Source organism: Metabacillus halosaccharovorans, from assembly GCF_002019635.1.
GTDB classification, from domain to species: Bacteria; Bacillota; Bacilli; order Bacillales; family Bacillaceae; genus Metabacillus; species Metabacillus halosaccharovorans.
Genome location: NZ_KV917372.1, coordinates 325,935 through 344,729, shown reverse-complemented (window position 1 = coordinate 344,729; position 18,795 = coordinate 325,935). Strand labels below are relative to the sequence as shown.

Sequence of the window (18,795 nt, the reverse complement as noted above, 5' to 3'; positions counted from 1 at the left end):
TCCTTTTATTATATAGATTTGTTTTCAGATCCGGATAATCGGATATAATATTTGACTAACTCTGTTCCCGCAGTAACTGTATGGTGGATTACATCAAAGTAACTCAGTTCCGGGTGCTCTCTTAAGTCATTTTTTATTTGTTGTACCTGAGCATTCATAAAGTCTGATCCAACATTTATTTTATTGATCCCAAGCTCAATTGATTTTCTTATATTTTCTTCCCCACACCCTGATCCTCCGTGGAGAACGAGCGGAATATTTGTTGCCTTTTTTATCTTTTCGACAATATCAAATCGAAATTCAGGTACATAGCCGTCAGGATAATTTCCATGACTTGAGCCAAAAGAGATGGCTAAAGCATCTACTCCTGTTTTTAATGCAAACTCAATTGCAATATCAGGATTGGTATACATCTCGTCATCTGTCATATGGTCACTGGAGATTGAGCCAATGCTTCCGACTTCCCCTTCTACACTGGCATCATAGGTTTGGGCGAATTCGACCATATTCCGCGTAATGTCAATGTTTTTCTCAATTGGATATTTGGAAGCATCCATCATGACACTGGAAAATCCATCTTTTAAGCATCTTTTGACAAAGCCAATTTCCTGGCCGTGATCTAAGTTGATCGCTACCTCCACACTTGCTGCATTTGCCATCTCAATGATTGGCTGTGTCAGAAGTTTGCTGCCTAAGTGTGCCATCAGATGATCTTGAAGTAAATCAATGATAATCGGTGCCCTTAATTCCTGAGCTGCATCGATCACAGCTTTAGCCGTTTCTAAGTTAAAACAGTTAATCGCCATAACCGCATATTTGCCGTTATTTGCACGATCAAGCATGCCTTTCATTGATACATACATATTTATCGCTTCCAATCTATTAAATTGTTATTTTTATATCTGAAAGATCCATCTCTTCTTCCTCAGTCGTATCCTCGGCCAATTCATTTGCAGGTTCTTTCTTCCACAGAAACAACATCACTCCGGTTATGACTGATCCAATCAGTAAAGCTAACAGGAAAAGGAATGGATGTGTCATTGCCGGTACGATAAACAATCCACCTGATGGAACAGGTGATCCCACACCCCACATCATCGAGAATCCGCCCCCGATTGCAGCACCAGTAGTACAAGAAACAACAACTCTTACGATATCAACAGCTGCAATAGGAATGACACCTTCTGTAATCATACAAACTCCCATTGGAAAAGCGATTTTAATATTGTCTTCTTCCGATTTGGTATAACGCTTTTTTCGTAGAGCTTTTGATAAAACCCAGGAAATTGCCACACCAAACGGAGGTACCATGGAAGCCAGAATTTTCACTGCTTCCGGTTCATAAATTCCCTCTAGTAAAAGGCCATCTGCAAACAGTGAAGCAACTTTATTAACTGGACCACCAAAGTCAAACGCTGCCATCCCACCTAAAATAGCTCCAAAAACGAATCTCATCGAACCCTGCATACTTGTTAAAAAGGAAGTTAATCCATCTGTTGCCCATACAATTGGAACTCCAAGGATAAAGAACATCAGTAACCCGACCACAATACTGGAAATCAGCGGAATAATCATCATTGGCATTAAGCCCTCTGCCCATTTTGGTACTTTTAAATGTTTCTTCAGGAATAAAACAAAGTAACCTACGATAAATCCACCCAGCATACCGCCTAAGAATCCTGCCCCTATTGCATTTGCAATAAGCCCCATTAAGAGTCCCGGAGCAATACCCGGCCGATCAGCTATTGAGTAGGCAATCGCACCTGCAATAACAGGGGCCAGCAAGCCCATTCCAAGGACACCTAAAGAGACAAGTGCTGATGGAATCGAATAAGCCTCCTGATAATTTTCAATGACCGTTCCACCGGTTAAATTTCCAATCGCAATTAATAGTCCTGATGCGACAACAAGCGGTAACATAAAGGATATAGCGGTTAAAGCATGCTTCTTAATTTGAAGTTTTTTTAACATATAACAGACCTCCCTTATTGTTGTGTGTTCAGTTCAGCCTCGATCTTTTTATACAATTGCTTCGGTGCCTTGATCGCAATATTTGTTGAGATTTCAATAATTTTCTTTCCTTTAAAACGTTCCTTCCCGCTAACTTTGATATCAGTAGCGATAATGACCAAGTCTGCTGCAGCAATTTCCTCTTTTGTTAACTCGTCTTCGATGCCAATCGTTCCCTGTGTTTCGATCCGAACTTTATGTCCGAATTCATGCCCTGCTTTGATTAGTTTTTCTTTCGCGATATACGTATGGGCAATACCAGATGTACAAGCAGAGATTCCAACAATATTCATATCAATTCCCCCTAATTATGTTTGGATAATAGATGTAAAAACTCTTTTTTTGTTTTCAATGTTTGAAACTGTTCGATGGTCTCTTCGTCTGATAATAAGACGGCCACTTTCTGAAGCAGCTTAATATGTGTTGTCGTTTTATCAGCGTTTTTCACCGCGAATAAGATGATAATATTGATGGGATTCCCATCCATAGACTCCCATTCCACAGGCTCCTTTGTTCTTCCAATGGCAATAGAGGTCTTCAATACATAATCTGATTTGCCATGAGGAATGGCGATTCCTTTTTCTAAACCTGTAACTCCCTCATTTTCACGATACATCACATCCTGAATAAACCCTTCTTCATCGTTTATGCAACCGTTTACAAATAAGAGGTTTGTTAGTTCCTCGATAACTTCAATCTTCGATGTTGCTTGTAAATCCAACTGAATGAGGTCTTCTGAAACAACCTTACTAAAATCTAGTTCTTCCATCTTTATTTCCAATCTAAGAGCCTCCTTTTCTACTGATTAGGTTTGGGATAAAATCACTTGTTGCTTGTAATAATTTTTTATAAATTCATCGATCTTGTACTTATCCTCATCATTTAAAATAGGACTGACAAGAATCGTTGGTTTATCTATAATGCTATGAGTTTTGACTGTGGAAATCACGAGTTCAACATCGTCATAATCACTTTGTTTAATCCGCTGTTGAGCGATAATCTTTTTCACAAGGATATTCGGAAAGCTTTTCTTGATTTTCCCGCTTAACAAATGTGAAGTACCAATACCACTTGTACACTCTATAAGGATTGGGATCTTATTGGCAAATCGTTCATCATAGGAAATTTGAAAATAAAGTGTGATATAGCCAATTTCTTCTTCTGTCAATTCTCTATCGTAGATTTCCTCTTTTGTTAATTCTTCAGTACTGTGTTTGACCAAGTTGAATATATTGGAAAAATTCGTTTTAATAGACTTTAAGATTGGGTTAATAATGTAAATGTGATGGTCCAGCCGATATACCATACTGTGAAGATGCAGGGTCAAACGCTCTATTAAATCGTCATCCTCTATAAACTGATAGCCACTGTTTTCACTCACTTTTAAAATTAACTGCTGTGCCAATCTCTCAACATTTTTATTAAGGATCTTTTCAGTGTCATGATTTAATAAAAAACGGGAATTAAGTTTATAGGCTTTTAAAATATAATAAAGATGATAAATTTCGGATTTTCTTAACTGAATGGAATAAGATGATTCAAGTTTTGCAACCAAATTCATCGTCATTTCATAGATAGATGATAGTTGCTCCATTTCTTCATAAATCTTCTCTTTTTTCATTACAGGTTGAACATTATTCGTATGTTTTTCAATAATGGAAAGCAGTGAACAAAATAAAGTTAAATAGTATGGCTGATCTAATACCAAGTCATGATCCAATTGCATTTCGTGTAGAAGCTCTTTGATTTTTCTCAGGCTTTTGTTTATAACCTTTATATTTCGAATCGAATCAGGAATATCATATTGATTAAACGGATCTCCCGATTGTTTCAAATAACTTTCTATAATAACAGACATGATCCGATAGGTTGAAAGTTGATTTCCTTTCAAACAAGTTCCGTCATTTTTTCTCGATAATCGCAAACCGTAGGGCTTTATCTTATTTTCGATATGCTTAAAATCATTCATGATGGAACTTTGACTAACAAAGTAACGTTCTGATATTTTCTGGATGGATGTTTTACATGGTGTAATAGAAAGGAGAAATAGTAATAAATTTAGACGTCTTTCCTCGGGATGCTCAATTTGATCTTCTTCATTCCACTTACTTTCCTTAACCTCTTCAAGGCAGTATCCTGACTTCTCTTTTTTTCTTATTTTATACTGAGGAGAAGCCAATTCTAATAAATCTTGCATATCCCGGTAAATCGTTTTAGCTGATACAGAAAGCTCCGCAGCCAATTCAGCGGCTGTTACATATCGACTCTCCTTTCTCAGAATTTCAATGATTTTACTCTTTCGATCATTCAAGAAATTCTCACCTCATTTCGTCCTTGCTATGATCTTATCTTATCAACGTGTAAACGCATACACAATTACAAAATTGGTTATGGATTTGTGTCCGTATTGGTGTGAGGGAGTGAATCATTTTTATAACATTATTTTTATTTAAGTGTCTTCACTTTGATTTTATGGGAATTTATAATATATTTTAGAGTACTAAATTGGACAAACATGGATATGGTACAAATCGCTAGAGAACAGGAACGAACTGGATTAGGCATTAAAGCGAAGGTGTTGATCAGGTTGAGTGTCCATAATGTAAAGCATGTGTTTGAAATGTATCATCTGCGGACGAGAAAGGATGGGGATGAAGTATAATGCAGAACAACAGGGCTTTTTGGAAGAATTACTTAGCAAATGCACAGTTCGAATTATCGATTGCAGACAAAACAAAGGTACCTCTAACATGGAACGAAATCAATTACGAACCGGACTTTAATAAAATCTACTTTATATTGGATGGAGAGGGATTTTTAGAAATCAATGGCCAGAGGTATCTTCCACAGCCTGGAGAGTTATATCTGCTACCTGCTGAAACGAAACAATCCTATGGTGTAGTAAATGAAAACACCTTTTTAAAATATTGGTGTCACTTTACCGCAAAACTAGGTGATTTACACTTATTTCATATTCTAAAGGCACCTGTATGTATTAAATCTACCAACAAACAAGAATTACAAACTATTTTTAAACAGCTTATTTATCATTCAAGACAGGATTCCCTTTCAAGTGAATTTCGAGTGCATGCTTTACTATTACAATTGATTGCCAACATTCTAGAACATTATGAAATAGATAGATTACCGCTCAACGATAATCCTTCTTTCAAAAAAATGAATAGTGTGCTGAATTATATTGAAACTAATTTGGATGGAAATATCACAATTGAACAATTGGCTCAAATTGCAAATTTCCACCCAAACTATTTCATCAAAGTATTTAAAGAGTTTACTAGCTATTCACCCATACAATATATCAATCGTCGCCGAATGGAGAAGGCGAAGCATTTATTAACAACGACTGATTCCACCGTATCTAACATTGCTGACACATTAGGTATGGAGGTTGCCTATTTTTCAAGGCAGTTTCGAGAACATACCGGTTTTACCGCCACTGCCTATCGTGAAATGGTGACCAAAGTCTTCTGACATTGTTCGGCTTATGGATAGAATGTATTAACCTTGGTTGTTGTTGGACACCAACGGCTATTAAATAAGAATTTAATCAATACATCTTTTGCTTGTTCTGTATTGATATAACGTAATGCTTCTGCGGCATGTGCACGAACATAACGGTTTTCATCGTTTAATGCAATCTCCAACTTAGGGACGGCCTTCTCTGCCGAAGGTCCAAGACGTGATAAGGAAAGACCTGCCATAAATTTAACTTGGACATCCTTATCCTCTAAGCAATGGCAAAGTCCTTCGACTACATCATCTGTTGGTTGTTGAATCATCCCTAGTGCTTCAACAACAGCACGGCGTACCTTTTCTGAAGGATGTTTTAACAGTTTATTAAGAGCAGATACGGCTTCCTTTGCCTGTTCGCGCTGTTCTCCAAGTGCAAAAATAGTGTGTATGACTGTCTCAACCCGGCGACTTTCCAAATTTTCAATTAATCCAGGTATAACTTCTTTACTCGAAACAGATAAGCCATATGCAGCAAGACGAGATACCTTCACATTTTCACTTTGAATGGCATCGAATAATTCCTCATGCTTCCCTCTTCTGGCAAGCTCATACGCTGCATTTAGAGCGATAGGTTCAAACTGATCCTGCATTTCCATCGTTAACTCTTGAATACTTGCTTCATTATTTGATTTTATATCAGTAATACTGCCAGTTTTTCCAGATAACCAATTCCAAGTTTCCTCCCACATCACATCATGATCTGCAAAAGGTGAATTCACTGTTTGTGGTTTTCTCCACGCAGCTTCAGCATTATTCCAGCTCGGTGCTTCAGGTGCTATTGTTCTCATAAACTCAAACTTTAACATGTAACGCGGCTTCCCTAATAAATTTGGTGTGGAGCGATGCCATATATCGTAATGAATGAGTGCAAATGTTCCTGCATTTCCACTCGCTAATGCTTCTGTTTCCATTTCATCCGCATCAAACACGCGGGATTCATAATTTTGCGTTCCAGGCATAATTCCAGTCGGTCCTAATTCCACTGGCGTATCTTGAGGGAAATACATAATCATCGCCCACCAAGGATGATGGTTCCTCATTCTTTCATAGCCCCAATAGCTGTCCTTATGCCATCCACCTGGATTTGAAACCGCATTAAAATGTCCGTGTCGGTGGGCATGGAGCATATAATTCGGACCAAGTACACTTGTTAATGCACCTGTTATAACGGGGTGCTCAAATACACGTTGTAATTCCGGAACACGAGGTAATAAATTGTTACCTGGATTTCCCTCTTCCTCATATACATGATTTAACCTTTCCATCAGGTTATTATGAAAATCCTCAGAAAAATCGGTCGTAAGAATTAAGAATCCATCTGTAATAAACTTTCGCATTTGCTCATCTGTTAGTAATAACGGTGTATTCGCTTCCATTTATATCTATTACCTCCTTTTTTTATCTCCATTAAAGTATAAAATAGTAAACATTGGACCAACAGTCACAAAACTAAGTAGTATTTGCACAATATTAAGAATTTTATTCAGGTGTATTTTTTTGCTAACTATCTGAATAAAAAAGAGTAATAGTAGATAAATCAATTAAATGTTTTTTACCAAGCAGTTTAAGATTAGCAAGATTTAATATCGTTCGATCTTTAAGTATGAAAGGATGTCCTTATGATAATGCAGTAGAAGAAGCTACGTTTAAAATCATTAAGACTGAGAGTTTATAAGGGAGTCACTTTGATAGTCTTGAAGATTTAGAAAAGGAATTGCATACCTATATCCACTGGTTTAATAACAAAAGAATTCATGGAACACTAGGCTATCTAAGCCCAATAGAATTCAAACTTGAACACCTTAAAAAAGTTGTCTAAATTGCGCTAGTGTATAAGTAGATACCAGACCCTGCTCTTTCATAATTCGCCCGATCCGTCGTCTAGAAACGATCTTGCCGAGTTTCATCAATTCCTTTTTTATTTTTCGAGTTCCATAGCTTCTAGGTGCTTTTGACTTCAGTTCCAAAGAGCAAATTCATTCAGACAAAACACAATCGATAAATGGTTTTCCACCCTTATCCAAGTTTTATTTCCCCAGTTTTTGATAACGAGCTCCCTCGTTTCCGGATTATACAGAATCAACTCATAGTGATCGATTCATGACTAGTCACTACCTGAATACGTTGAGTTAAAGATAATCATGAAAATACTTTTTATAAATAGAAAAATAGGGATGGTTGTCTTGCTCCAATTGTGAACTAAGATAATCTGCCCCCTCTCACGTTGTTCTCGTTTCAGATCTTGTTTTTCCTTCTAAAAGTCAGGTCTTATCTTAAAACCTAATTCAGACAGACATACCTTAAGCAACAAGTGGCATATATTTCTTAAATACACGGGACATGCTTACTCAATTTTTACTCATTTTTAATTCGATATAATTAGTGGTATAATTAGAATAAGAATCGTGAAGGGATGATGCAAATGAAAAACGAACGTGTTATATCTATTGAAGATAGTAACCCAAATTTCTCATTCACCATTGATGGTCTCTACTTTTTCCAAGGATTTCAAGTGATAGAGGCTTACAAGAATGAAGAATGTTATTATGCATTTTATTATAAAAATCAATTTCTTCTCGGAAAAAAGACAACAAAAATAAAACGAAACTCAACACTTGCTAAAATTTTAACGCAAGGTGTATACATTCCTTCTCCTCACCCTCTGCTTGATTCCTTTACATCCAAGCATCCTTTGCAACAATTCCCAACATTAAACATAACTTGGAAAAAAATAAATAAAACCTACCCTAAAGCTGAAGCAGCATACATTTTAACCGCTTTTGATTGCTATATAAAAAAAGAAAAACTCCTTTCCATTGTGAAGGATATTTGTTTACAATTCCGTAGAGATGGAGATTTTCTTAACGCCTATCGCATCCTCCGACTAGTAGTAGAAAAATATCCTACTAATGAATGGGCTCGCTCTTTAATTAGTCATCTTGACTATCATAAATACTCACTCCATTATCAATCTAATCCTGTAACACTTCTTAACTACGACCCTCTTTATGCCGAAAACCAGCTGTATTCAAACAAAGAAAGTGCTCAATCCTTTCATCTACTTCAGAAAAAATTACGTTCAGAATCAAGAGAACAGGAATGTCTCGCCTTATATTTCGATCGATTAACGAAAGAAACACACCACTTTAGTGAGCTTTTTCATGAATTTCTTGAATTATTATCTACCACTTATTCAGAACAAGAATCCTTCTCGATCCTACAGAGCCTTTACAAGGAAACCACCTCAACAGAAAACAAAGCAATGGTGCATATACAATTCCTTTCCATCTTATGGACATCAAAGCAGTACAAGGAAATTTTTACAGTACTCGCACAACATCAAGAGCCGTTATCAAAAGCTCAAATCGATTTATTCCTAAAAGTCCTTCATCATCTTGGTCCATCTTATTCCATCCCTTTTGAACTGATCAATACACGTAATCTAGTTCATGCAGTCAAGGAACAATTAGAACAGCTGATGCTCATTCTTATTCCAAGACTCTTTGTAAAAAACAATATTACCTATGTATATAAATGGCTAAAGCCTCTTCTCCATCTACCTTTAGACTCTTTTCAGACCATTAAAATCATGTATCAAATTCAAGAAGAGCCTGACCAACAGTTCTATATGGGACAATTATATTACCAGCTAGACCAGCTGCCCCAAGCAGTCGAATGCTTTCTCTGGGACATCGAGATGAATCCCTCCAGCTCTAAACCTATAAAGTGGTTAATAAAGGTATATCGTGAACTCGGTATGCTAGAAGAATCCAAATCCTATCAACACCTATACAAACTTGTTCAAAAAAGCTCATAAAGTGAAACTCCTCCCTTGTAACTTCATACAAAACACAAAACAGAGGGACGGTTCTTATGTTTCATTTTTGATACAAGAGAACTATCCCTCTGTTTATCAAGGGGGGTTCTTATACAGTGCTTTACTCATATCTAGTTCCCCGTTTCACTATTTGATTTGATTATAATCAGTTTTCTATGATAAAAAATAAAAAAATCCCGAATTTCGGGATAAAGTTCAAAGCAAGGTTAACCATGCATTTTTTAAAAGAAAAGTTCTTTTATCTGTATAATGAAGTATCAAAAAAACAACAGTTATCCGCGTCTTCCGCCTCTTCCGCCCCGTTTTGATTCTGTACTACGTTTAAGAGTGGATAAATTCTCTTCACTACTTTTTAAAAAACGAGACATTTTATCTTCAAAATTTTCCTTCGGTTTGAAATTGCTTTTTGAACGGAAGTCTTTAGATTTGCTATCAGTTCTTCCCTGACGTGGTGGGCGTTGGGAATAAGAAGAGGTTTGTCCTTCTGGTTTATCTATAGCCTTTTTGATGGACAAGGCCGTTTTTCCATCTTTCTCACTAATTATTTTCACTTCAACTTGGTCGCCTACTTTTAGATGATCATTAACATCTTTTACATAGCTATCCGCTACTTCACTGATATGCACAAGACCTGTTGAACCTCCGGGTAATTCTACGAAAGCTCCAAAATTAGTGATGCCTGTTACTTTACCTTGTACCTTGCTGCCTACTTCAATTGACATAAATATTATGTCCCCCTTAATAATGTAAAAACAATTCATTATAACAAATTGAAGAAAATAATAATATCAATTAGAATTATTTTTCTCTTTTTTGATAATTCATCACAATAGTACATTTTTTGCACCTTCATTTGTTAAACGGTGCGTTGTAGCTTCACCAATACCGCTTGAGCACCTCTAATGATAGCAATATTAATTGCATATAAGTGTCCTATTACAAAAGTCTCTAATAACATCTAAAACTGACCTCTCATTTCTAATAATTTTATATTCTAACGGTTTTTGAGTAACACTTAATACTTCCCATCCAACAAATATTTTCTCTAATTTATTTATCTTTTCTTTTGTTTGAATATTTACCTCCATTAATGCCTCTAACTTTTCACATAAGATGGATTTTAAATCACGATATCTAGAATACCTGAGGAATATCAAATAGGAGACATACTACAATCATTTAGAGAACATATTTGTCAGTCAAATGCACGTATGAGTACACCCATACAAACTGGAAGACGATGCATGGTTTTTTATTTTCATTAATTTACATATAAATTTTTTTACATATAAATTTTAAAATTATATGGAGTCATAACGATATTAATTTAGTGTTAATAAAATTAATAATTTGAGAGGAAGATTTAAGTGAAAAAGTTAATTAGTTTTAGCAAATGACATTGGAGATATATTGTAGTTGCAGTTATTGCATTGTTAATTGGTGGTTCTTTCGGTCCTTCACAGTGTGTGCAGTACATGTAATGAATGATCATATTTTAGAGTTAAATGATGAAATCAATAATGGTAAAGATGAACTCAAAGTAGCAAAAGCTACATAGAAATATATAACCACCTGATTCCGCTCAATTATTCTCCTCCTCAAAAACAAAACATTTGTTTTCGCTTATAAATACTATAAACAAACAGATGTATATTTTTCCTAGATTAACTTATTTTAACCATCATTATCAATAATTTTTTATATAAAATATTTCCTAGGCAACCGCAACAATTTACATTTTATAACAAGAATTAATAGGATTCGAGTTTCTCAATTAGTCCACGACTTATTTTGTTAATACACAGTCACAAAAATGGGTAAAAAACCTCCAAACATTTCTGTGAAAACAAATTTAAACACATGATCTCCTTACAATATTGAAATATAGTCTCTACTTCTTGTTTTACCAATTTCCTCTTCCCATTCCGGTATTTGTCTCATAAAGATATGTTTTTTGACAAAGCTTTTAACAAATGACTAATAGGTCGATTGTTATTTCCTTACGAATCCGTGTGCTTTTTGGTATGTTAAAACGTTAATTTAACAGTGACATAATAAGACCAATTTTATAGATTAGATCTTTAAAAATGTAAGTTATTTGTCATTTTCTCTCTAAACTGAACCGGGTAACTATAAAAAGCCGTATTTATGAAGTACATTTATTTACATGCTGCTTACTTACTTCAAGTAATATTAACTTAGACATTGTGGGAAAATAGTTAGAACTTAAAATATTTGGAAAGGAGTAAAACATGCAAAAACAAAACATTTTATTTAACCTTGACGATACATTATCTTACTGTAATAGATATTTTAACCGAGTAATAGGTGAGTTCGCAGACCAAATGATCACATGGTTTGATTCTATAACCAAGGAAGAAGTAAAACAGAAACAACTTCAAATTGATGTTACGGCGATTAGTCAGCACGGTTTAAAGTCGGAACGGTTTCCTGAGTCTTTTGTTGATACTTATAAATACTTTTGTGACTTAACAGGGAAGGAAAAGAAGAAAGACGAAATCCAATATTTAAGAGAGTTGGGTTTTAAGGTATTTGAAATTCCCGTTGAACCAATTCCATATATGGGTGAAACACTCCAACTTTTAAAAGAAGAGGGACATGAATTATATTTACACACAGGTGGGGATAAGGCTAATCAAAGAAAGAAAATTGTCCAGTTAGAACTCACTACATATTTTGAACATCGTGTTTTTATTTCGGAACATAAAGATACAACAGCTCTATCGGATATTTTAAAAACAATTAAAGCCGATCCTAAAATAACATGGATGGTTGGAAATTCATTAAGAACTGATATTGTCCCAGCGCTTGAAATGGACATCAATGCAATATATATTCCAGCTGAAACAGAATGGCAATATAACGTTGTTGAAGTTAACGTTGAGCATACTAGTGCTTTTTTGACACTAAATTCACTTCAAGAAGTTCCTGATATTATTCATAAGCATATCCAAGAGCATGCAATGTCAACTTATAGATAATACTTCAATTTCGTAAAAAATGAATATTGGTTTTACCTAGATGGAGATAGTGCTATTCTATTACCGAGACCAGTGCAATTACAAAAAAAGATAAACGCACTTTTCTACCTTGATATGTGTTTTTTGCGGGGGCCCATCTTGAATTAGTCGAGTAGAAGGGAACCTCTCTACCTTTACGTAGATCGTGTTCCTCCCCCTCCAGTAAATTTCTTCTTGAAAGAAGTCGAAAAACTGGATGACGTTGGGATATAAGGTTGAAGTATGTTACAAAACGTGATTATTCATCATGTAACATTACAAAAAATAGAGGTCCTTTTTAATTATGCGATCACTTGGTTCGCTGCAGCTTCACTATCGTTTGCAGCTACTGTAGAAGGTGTTTCCTACGGTCGTAATCAAACAGTCTCGAACGCACGGGTAAGTAATTAGTTTTTTCCTGCTCTTCTTTAAATGAGAGGTAGTCATTTGCGTATTGCTGGACCTCATCTGAAAGTTGATAGGCTTCACTGGCTTTATATGCTAGAGCATCAAAGTTAAATGGAGAAATTGTATTTCCTTGCTTTGTTGCTTCTAATAATTGTTCAAAGTGTGCTCCAATATGGAATTCTGCACTTTCTGATACCTTGTATTCTTCAAGTAATTGCTGATCCAATGCATCAACATCCTTGATGGTGTTTTCTCGCTTTTTCGTTGCATCATCCATTGCAGTATTGAAATCAGCAGCAGAAAATGCTTCGAGATTAACAATATCGTCAATTCCATCAATAATTTTCTGTAGATCTTCCCGTTGGCTCTCAATCATAGCAATATGGTTCGAAGCATGGATAGATAGATCCGTTTCTAGAAAGTTGACGTCTACCACTGTGTCACCGGATAAATCAATATCCGTTATAGCTCCTGATAAACCATTTAGAAAAGTAATTTGCATGTCAATTAAACGTAGCAAGGCTTCAGCTACATCAATTTGGGCTTGATAAAATCCTTTGGTTTCAAGCATAAAATTTAATACAAAAAGCACTTGTTGTCTTTTCGGACAATCAAGTGTTTTACTGAGAACTTTAAAAATTGTTTTACTAGATAATAAGTGTTTAGTTGTCGTTCTATTTCTTATTTTCTCTCATCTAACTTTTGCTTCAAATATTCAGCAATTTCAGTTTGACCAAATTCTCTAGCATATTCATAAGCATCCATATCCTTCATACTTTCTCCAGTATATCGTACTGAAATATTTATTCCAGAATCAACTAATAACTCAACTACTTCTTTATTCCCACCATAAATTGCTCCAAACAATGGATTTCTTTTAGCTAAGCTCTCATCTAATTCTGCGCCAGACTCTATTAGATATTTTACTATTTCTAATTGTCCTGCTCCTGCTGCCAAATTTAATGCCGAAGCATCAAAAGTACCACCTTTGGCATCAATATCTATACCTTTATCGATTAGAAATTTAACTATTTCAACGTGTCCTTGCTTTGCAGCTACGTGTAACCAAGTACCGAATGCAGTCATTGTATTTAATATTTCTTTATCATTTCCTATTAATTGCTGGACTTCTCTAATATCCCCCAATTTAATAGCATTCCCTATTGCTTTGTTTAAGCTTTTTTTATCCAAAACATTCCCTCCACAATTTTTTAATTATCATCTACTAGCTAATACTCCTTATTCTTCCAGTGCTTCCACAGCCTTTAAATGAATCACCACAATCTCCAAAGTCTCCAAACTATGGTATTATTACAGCATTTGGTGCCCAACAAGGTTTTCCTTACCAATCAGGTCTATACCTTACCTTCTTAATAATTTATTGATTCAATGAATCAACATCCCCTATTGGCCCTGACACACCATAATGTTTTACTCTATAAATGTAAAACTACCTTCACCGAGTGAAGACCAAATTTACATTTATGATTACGAGGAGATTATTTTATCGCTTGGAAAAAAACCTTGATTATCAAATGCCAATCAAGGTTCTCAAGTACGTATTATAAAAACAATTATTTCTCATTCCTTATATGCTAAAGCAATCTCTACTACTTCCTCTATCGGTAAACTTAAAAACAAACGATAATCAAAAATAAGTTATCGTTTTAATCTTAAATTACCGATTAATTCTTGAAGATTTTCTGCTATATGCTCGAATGAACCTCTTTCAAAATCTTCTAATTGGACGATTCCACTTTTGTTATCAATAACTACCAATAACCCATTTCCTTCAATTCCAATAGGTATTTTCTCTAGTATATTTCCATGATTTTTTTTATATCCCTCCAAAGTCTCAATAAAGGAACTTAACTCCGACCCTGGCAGTACAGGTTCTAATTTAATATAGTGTTCTTTGAAAAAACCATCTAAGTCTGCAAACCAATATGAGTTAAAATAATCAATTATTGAGATGTGCAAGTCTATTTTAAAATCATTTTTTAATGTTTTAAAATCTTGTGATTCAGTCATTTCTACAGGTTTCCAAGAGATATATTCGTCCTCATCAACCTCACCTTTATATATTACTAGATTTTCATCATAATTAACCGGTGTTTTAAATAAAAAATCTAAACCCTCAGCAACTAACTCAGTTCTCATCTGAAAATATTTCTTCATTATTTGTTTTGTTGACAAAGTAACCACCCTATACTTATTTAAAAACTTTTCAAGTAATTCAGCATATTCACTATCTTTTCCCCATACACCAGCAGCCTTTTCGGCATTATGAATACCACCTGTTCCTGGATGTAACTTTGTTGGTAATGCTATCGCTTACCCACCTAAGGGATAGTGAATTAATGTATTATTAAATAATTGTTTAATAACGTATTGAGGGAAATGTTCCCTCAATGTTTTATCAATTATAGGACAAAAGCCTAATATTTTCTGTCTATTTGCTTTCTTATCTTTCCTATACACATGCTGATACAATCATTCTGAGCTCTGAATATTAGAAAGTAACATCAAAGTCATTTAAAAAATTAAATTTCTCATAATACAATAAAACACCTGTTGCCTAAAAGGCAATCAAGTGCTTTATCGTTAGATAATTTAATTAATTTAATGTTATTACTAATCTTGTAACCAACATGTTTATATTCATATTTATGCTTCATATAAGTTATTGAGAAAAGATGTGAAATTTTCCGAAATTAACTTAATGTACTCATCTTTTAACTCATTATCTTCTTCAAAGTAATCCATATCACAAAAATACACTTGATCCTTCTCACCAATTTTCAAACAAATCAAGCTATCAGCAGGATCTAAACCAATTGGAATTAAATTAGGAGGAACTATCTTGCTTAAAGTATACTTCTCATAAAAGTTCTTTAAATTTGAATCGGTTTCTTCTGAAATTGGTAGAAACAACATTACTGAGGATGTAATAGTTCCATCAGCAGTTTTAAATCTTCTTTTCTCAGGTTTACCACCATTTTTGTGTAGCAAAAACTTCTTATAATCTTCCGAGAGATTTACGTTATATTCATTCTCGAAAGCCTCAATATCATTATCGAAAATTGGTTCAAATGAAAATTCAAATTTTGTTTCCAATAAAATCACTTCCTACTCCATTAAATATTATTATAACGAGTATAGCCTGTCTAATTTATACAAAAATACAAAAAGCACCTAATGCTTAAAATGCATTTTAGTGCTTTATGCTTTGAATATTTTAGTGTATTAGACTACAAATAGTAACACTTCAATAATAAGGGTTTTATTAATCCCAGTTATCAATTGCCTCTTGAAAGTTATCTTGTAAATATTCAATAAAAGTTGTGTATCTAGTTACTTCTCGTTTACTTATATCATCCCATCGAACAACATTATATTTCTCTAAAGTATTTAAGCAATAAACAAATTCATCGACACTCTCTAAAACAATATATTTATTTGGTAAACCTAATTTTCTATACCGTTCTGTACTTTCAACAACAGATGCGTAATCTGCTCCCTCAACTCCATTTATGTCAACCCCGCAAATTCCTCCAGAACCATATTTTTTAACGAAGTCTTTATATTCTGTTGGAAAACTAACCTCTAAGGTTCTTTCTGCTTTTTTTATATGATCATCAGAAACCTCTCCAATAAAGTCCCCTTTTTCTATATATTCATTAATCATCTCTTCAAGTTTTTTATTCATGTTTAGTTTCACCTCATTCTAGGTTATTTGAACGCCATTTCCAGTACTTCTTTCTAAAATTGTTAAATTGTTTATCTAAGACCTCATCATTTCTAAAACTATCACCATTTTTAATTAAACCATGTAATATTTTTTTATAATCATCATGAGTTGTTGCAATTATCTCAACCATATTACCTGATTCCTTTTGAATTATGTGATGAAGTTCAATTTGTGCTTCTTCACCATTCTTGTCAATTACATATGGCGGTCGACCTTTTGCAACAAGCTCTCTATTTGACAAACCCTTGGCTTTTGGAGTTTTTGGAGTATAATCAAAATCGATATCAATTTTCTGATATACACGTCTTGAGATATCCATTTCTTTCCCGCCAACTTTGACTGTTCCTTCAATCTCTATTGCTTTATAATTGTCACCTAGCCATTCAAGTTCTACTTCTCTTCCTACTAAACTAGATTTCTTCGCAGTCCCCTTACTACCACCCATATTCTTCCCAAAAGAAAACTTCGAAGTAACTTCTTCAATCCTCTTACTAACTTCCTTTGAGTTCATCACATTGGAAAGTATCGGCTTTACTCCATCTGCCCCAGCCAACGCAAAATTCATATTCTGATTTCCAAAAAGACCCTGCATGCCACCTCTAACTTCATCATAGACATACCGCGCACTAGCTTTCGTATTTGTCGCTAGCTTATGCATCTGGTTAATCGTTTCCTCTTTTACTAGTTTACCATTTTTCACAAGTGCTGGCACGAATGGTGAAGCGACTAAAGAGGCTCCTAAGATACTATTAAATAGACTCGATTGTCTTTGAACGTCCGTTAACTCGTTCCCAAACATGTCTTTTCCTGTGATATATTCACTAAGTCCATTCGCGGAAGCGAGGCCGTAGATTCCTAGTTCTGCTTTTTGGAGATTTGAGAACGTGCTGGTGGTTTTGTAAACACTTAGTGCTTGATCGGCGGCGTTCATTCCTTTGGCGGTTTTGTAGATTGCACTTCCACCTTTGAAGAGTCTTCCTCCCCAGCCGACAACCGGTATGAATCCTGCGGTTGCCATAGCGCCAGCGGCTACTCGTTGGCCGTCTGTTAGTTCTTCTCCTGTTACGGGGTCAACACCATCTTTTGCACGGAGAAAATCGTAATATCCTGTTGCTTCTCCTGTGAACGTTTTGACAGTATCCCATGCTTTTTCGTAAATCGGACGGTTTTCTAGTTCTTCTGCCTTTTTTAACTCTTCTCTAATTTTTTCCTGATCTTCTTTAAATGAAAGGTAGTCGTCTGCGTATTGTTGAACCTCATCTGTAAGTTGATAGGCTTCACTCGCCTTATATGCTTGCGCATCAAAGTTGATTGGAGAAATTGTGCTGCCTTGTGCTGTTGCTTCTAATAGTTGTTGAAAAAGAGCACCTATATGGAATTCTGCACTTTCTGATACCTTATATTCCTCTAGTAATTGCTGATCCAATGCATCAACGTCCTTGATGGTGTTTTCTCTCTTTTTCTTAGCATCATCCATTGCAGTATTGAAATCATCAACTGAAAATGCTTCGAGATTAACAATGTCGTCAATTCCATCTATAATTTTCTGTAGATCTTCCCGTTGGCTCTCGACCATTGCGATATGGTTCGAAGCATGGATAGATAGATCAGTTTCTAAAAAGTTGACGTCTACCACTGTTTCACCTGATAAATCAATATCCGCTATAGCTCCAGTTACACCATTTAGAAAAGCAATTTGCATGTCAACAAGACGAAGCAGGCCATCTGCCACATCTATTTGCGCCTGATAAAACCCTTTTATGGCGTCTGCTCCTTTACCTTGCAAGGCGTCATCTAACTGAGTGATATCTGTAAATTCCTTTTTTAATGTGTCAATTTTGTCGCGAAAATCTGTGTACACTTTCGCTCTATCTTCCATTGATTCTATTAATGTTTTTGTCTCTAATACTTTCAAATCGCCATCATCCCTCACTTCCTGGTTTTTTATGTATAATCATGACTAGTGAGTTAGTCTCGTTTTATATTCGTCCTTGATCGAAATGTCACACTTATTACATATAACATATTTATCCATTTTAGTGGATCATTTCATATAAATGTAAATGAAATCAAAACTATATACTTAGTAAGTTAAATGTAAACAGGAAATAAATCATATATAAACCTCAATAAAACAGAGGATAAAGTACTAAAGATAATTCATATCTTAATAGCATTCCATTCAAATAAAAAAAGGTATAGGATTACTCCTCATACCTTTTCCATGTAAATTT

General features: G+C 34.9%; 17 protein-coding genes and 2 pseudogenes. 4 read left to right on the top strand and 15 right to left on the bottom strand.

Annotated elements, in window-relative coordinates; all coding sequences use genetic code 11:
* Window positions 1-8: 8 nt before the first annotated feature.
* Genes BK577_RS15950 through BK577_RS15930 form a run of 5 tightly spaced genes read right to left on the bottom strand, consistent with a single transcriptional unit; the run spans window position 9 to window position 4,321 of the window.
* The gene (locus tag BK577_RS15950) at window positions 9-863 is read right to left on the bottom strand and encodes a class II fructose-bisphosphate aldolase (RefSeq protein ID WP_078433868.1); all 855 of its coding nucleotides are present in this window, start codon (window positions 861-863) and stop codon (window positions 9-11) included.
* Between the two features lie 19 nt (window positions 864-882).
* The gene (locus BK577_RS15945) at window positions 883-1,971 is read right to left on the bottom strand and encodes a PTS fructose transporter subunit IIC (RefSeq protein ID WP_078433867.1); all 1,089 of its coding nucleotides are present in this window, start codon (window positions 1,969-1,971) and stop codon (window positions 883-885) included.
* Window positions 1,972-1,985: 14 nt separating this feature from the next.
* Window positions 1,986-2,303 carry a PTS fructose transporter subunit IIB gene (locus BK577_RS15940; protein WP_078433866.1) on the bottom strand — a complete coding sequence of 106 codons (318 nt, stop codon included), beginning with the start codon at window positions 2,301-2,303 and terminating at the stop codon, window positions 1,986-1,988.
* A gap of 11 nt (window positions 2,304-2,314) precedes the next feature.
* The gene (locus tag BK577_RS15935; protein ID WP_078435280.1) at window positions 2,315-2,785 is read right to left on the bottom strand and encodes a PTS sugar transporter subunit IIA; all 471 of its coding nucleotides are present in this window, start codon (window positions 2,783-2,785) and stop codon (window positions 2,315-2,317) included.
* Window positions 2,786-2,815: 30 nt separating this feature from the next.
* Complete coding sequence (locus BK577_RS15930; protein WP_078433865.1) at window positions 2,816-4,321, bottom strand: BglG family transcription antiterminator; 1,506 nt, start codon at window positions 4,319-4,321, stop codon at window positions 2,816-2,818.
* A gap of 350 nt (window positions 4,322-4,671) precedes the next feature.
* Here BK577_RS15930 and BK577_RS15920 point away from each other — a divergent pair, with 350 nt between their 5' ends.
* Complete coding sequence (locus BK577_RS15920) at window positions 4,672-5,502, top strand: AraC family transcriptional regulator (protein ID WP_078433863.1); 831 nt, start codon at window positions 4,672-4,674, stop codon at window positions 5,500-5,502.
* Between the two features lie 11 nt (window positions 5,503-5,513).
* On the opposite strand, the gene BK577_RS15915 is transcribed toward BK577_RS15920, so the two are convergent.
* Window positions 5,514-6,920 (bottom strand): HEAT repeat domain-containing protein, encoded by a 1,407-nt coding sequence (locus tag BK577_RS15915; protein ID WP_078433862.1) that lies wholly within the window; start codon window positions 6,918-6,920, stop codon window positions 5,514-5,516.
* Between the two features lie 194 nt (window positions 6,921-7,114).
* Between BK577_RS15915 and BK577_RS26435 the strand changes: the two are divergent.
* Window positions 7,115-7,363, top strand: a pseudogene (locus BK577_RS26435) (IS3 family transposase); the annotation flags it as partial.
* On the opposite strand, the pseudogene BK577_RS15905 reads toward BK577_RS26435, so the two are convergent.
* Window positions 7,359-7,487, bottom strand: a pseudogene (locus BK577_RS15905) (IS3 family transposase); the annotation flags it as partial. The pseudogenes BK577_RS26435 and BK577_RS15905 sit on opposite strands and share 5 nt — an antisense overlap.
* A gap of 479 nt (window positions 7,488-7,966) precedes the next feature.
* On the opposite strand from BK577_RS15905, the gene BK577_RS15900 reads away from it, so the two are divergent.
* Entirely contained in the window at window positions 7,967-9,361 is a 1,395-nt protein-coding gene (locus tag BK577_RS15900; protein ID WP_078433859.1) for a hypothetical protein, read from the top strand.
* Between the two features lie 293 nt (window positions 9,362-9,654).
* Here BK577_RS15900 and BK577_RS15895 read toward each other — a convergent pair whose 3' ends face one another.
* Window positions 9,655-10,104, bottom strand: a complete 450-nt coding sequence (locus tag BK577_RS15895; RefSeq protein ID WP_078433858.1) for a S1 domain-containing RNA-binding protein — start codon at window positions 10,102-10,104, stop codon at window positions 9,655-9,657.
* Between the two features lie 1,530 nt (window positions 10,105-11,634).
* Here BK577_RS15895 and BK577_RS15885 point away from each other — a divergent pair.
* Entirely contained in the window at window positions 11,635-12,384 is a 750-nt protein-coding gene (locus tag BK577_RS15885) for an HAD family hydrolase (RefSeq protein ID WP_078433857.1), read from the top strand.
* Window positions 12,385-12,748: 364 nt separating this feature from the next.
* Here the strand turns inward: BK577_RS15885 and BK577_RS15880 are convergent, their stop codons facing one another.
* The 7 genes from BK577_RS15880 to BK577_RS15855 all read right to left on the bottom strand — a co-directional run bounded on the left by BK577_RS15880 (window position 12,749) and on the right by BK577_RS15855 (window position 18,476).
* Window positions 12,749-13,381, bottom strand: a complete 633-nt coding sequence (locus tag BK577_RS15880) for a T7SS effector LXG polymorphic toxin (RefSeq protein WP_139367364.1) — start codon at window positions 13,379-13,381, stop codon at window positions 12,749-12,751.
* Window positions 13,382-13,491: 110 nt separating this feature from the next.
* Entirely contained in the window at window positions 13,492-14,001 is a 510-nt protein-coding gene (locus tag BK577_RS15875) for an ankyrin repeat domain-containing protein (RefSeq protein WP_078433855.1), read from the bottom strand.
* Between the two features lie 468 nt (window positions 14,002-14,469).
* Entirely contained in the window at window positions 14,470-14,988 is a 519-nt protein-coding gene (locus BK577_RS15870) for a SecY-interacting protein Syd (RefSeq protein ID WP_078435279.1), read from the bottom strand.
* A gap of 156 nt (window positions 14,989-15,144) precedes the next feature.
* Complete coding sequence (locus BK577_RS26425; RefSeq protein WP_245823573.1) at window positions 15,145-15,291, bottom strand: hypothetical protein; 147 nt, start codon at window positions 15,289-15,291, stop codon at window positions 15,145-15,147.
* Window positions 15,292-15,477: 186 nt separating this feature from the next.
* Entirely contained in the window at window positions 15,478-15,927 is a 450-nt protein-coding gene (locus BK577_RS15865) for an SMI1/KNR4 family protein (protein ID WP_078433854.1), read from the bottom strand.
* Between the two features lie 169 nt (window positions 15,928-16,096).
* Window positions 16,097-16,519 (bottom strand): SMI1/KNR4 family protein, encoded by a 423-nt coding sequence (locus BK577_RS15860; protein ID WP_078433853.1) that lies wholly within the window; start codon window positions 16,517-16,519, stop codon window positions 16,097-16,099.
* 13 nt (window positions 16,520-16,532) lie between these two features.
* On the bottom strand, window positions 16,533-18,476 hold the full coding sequence (locus BK577_RS15855) for a T7SS effector LXG polymorphic toxin (protein ID WP_078433852.1): 1,944 nt from the start codon (window positions 18,474-18,476) through the stop codon (window positions 16,533-16,535).
* Between the last annotated feature and the right edge of the window lie 319 nt (window positions 18,477-18,795).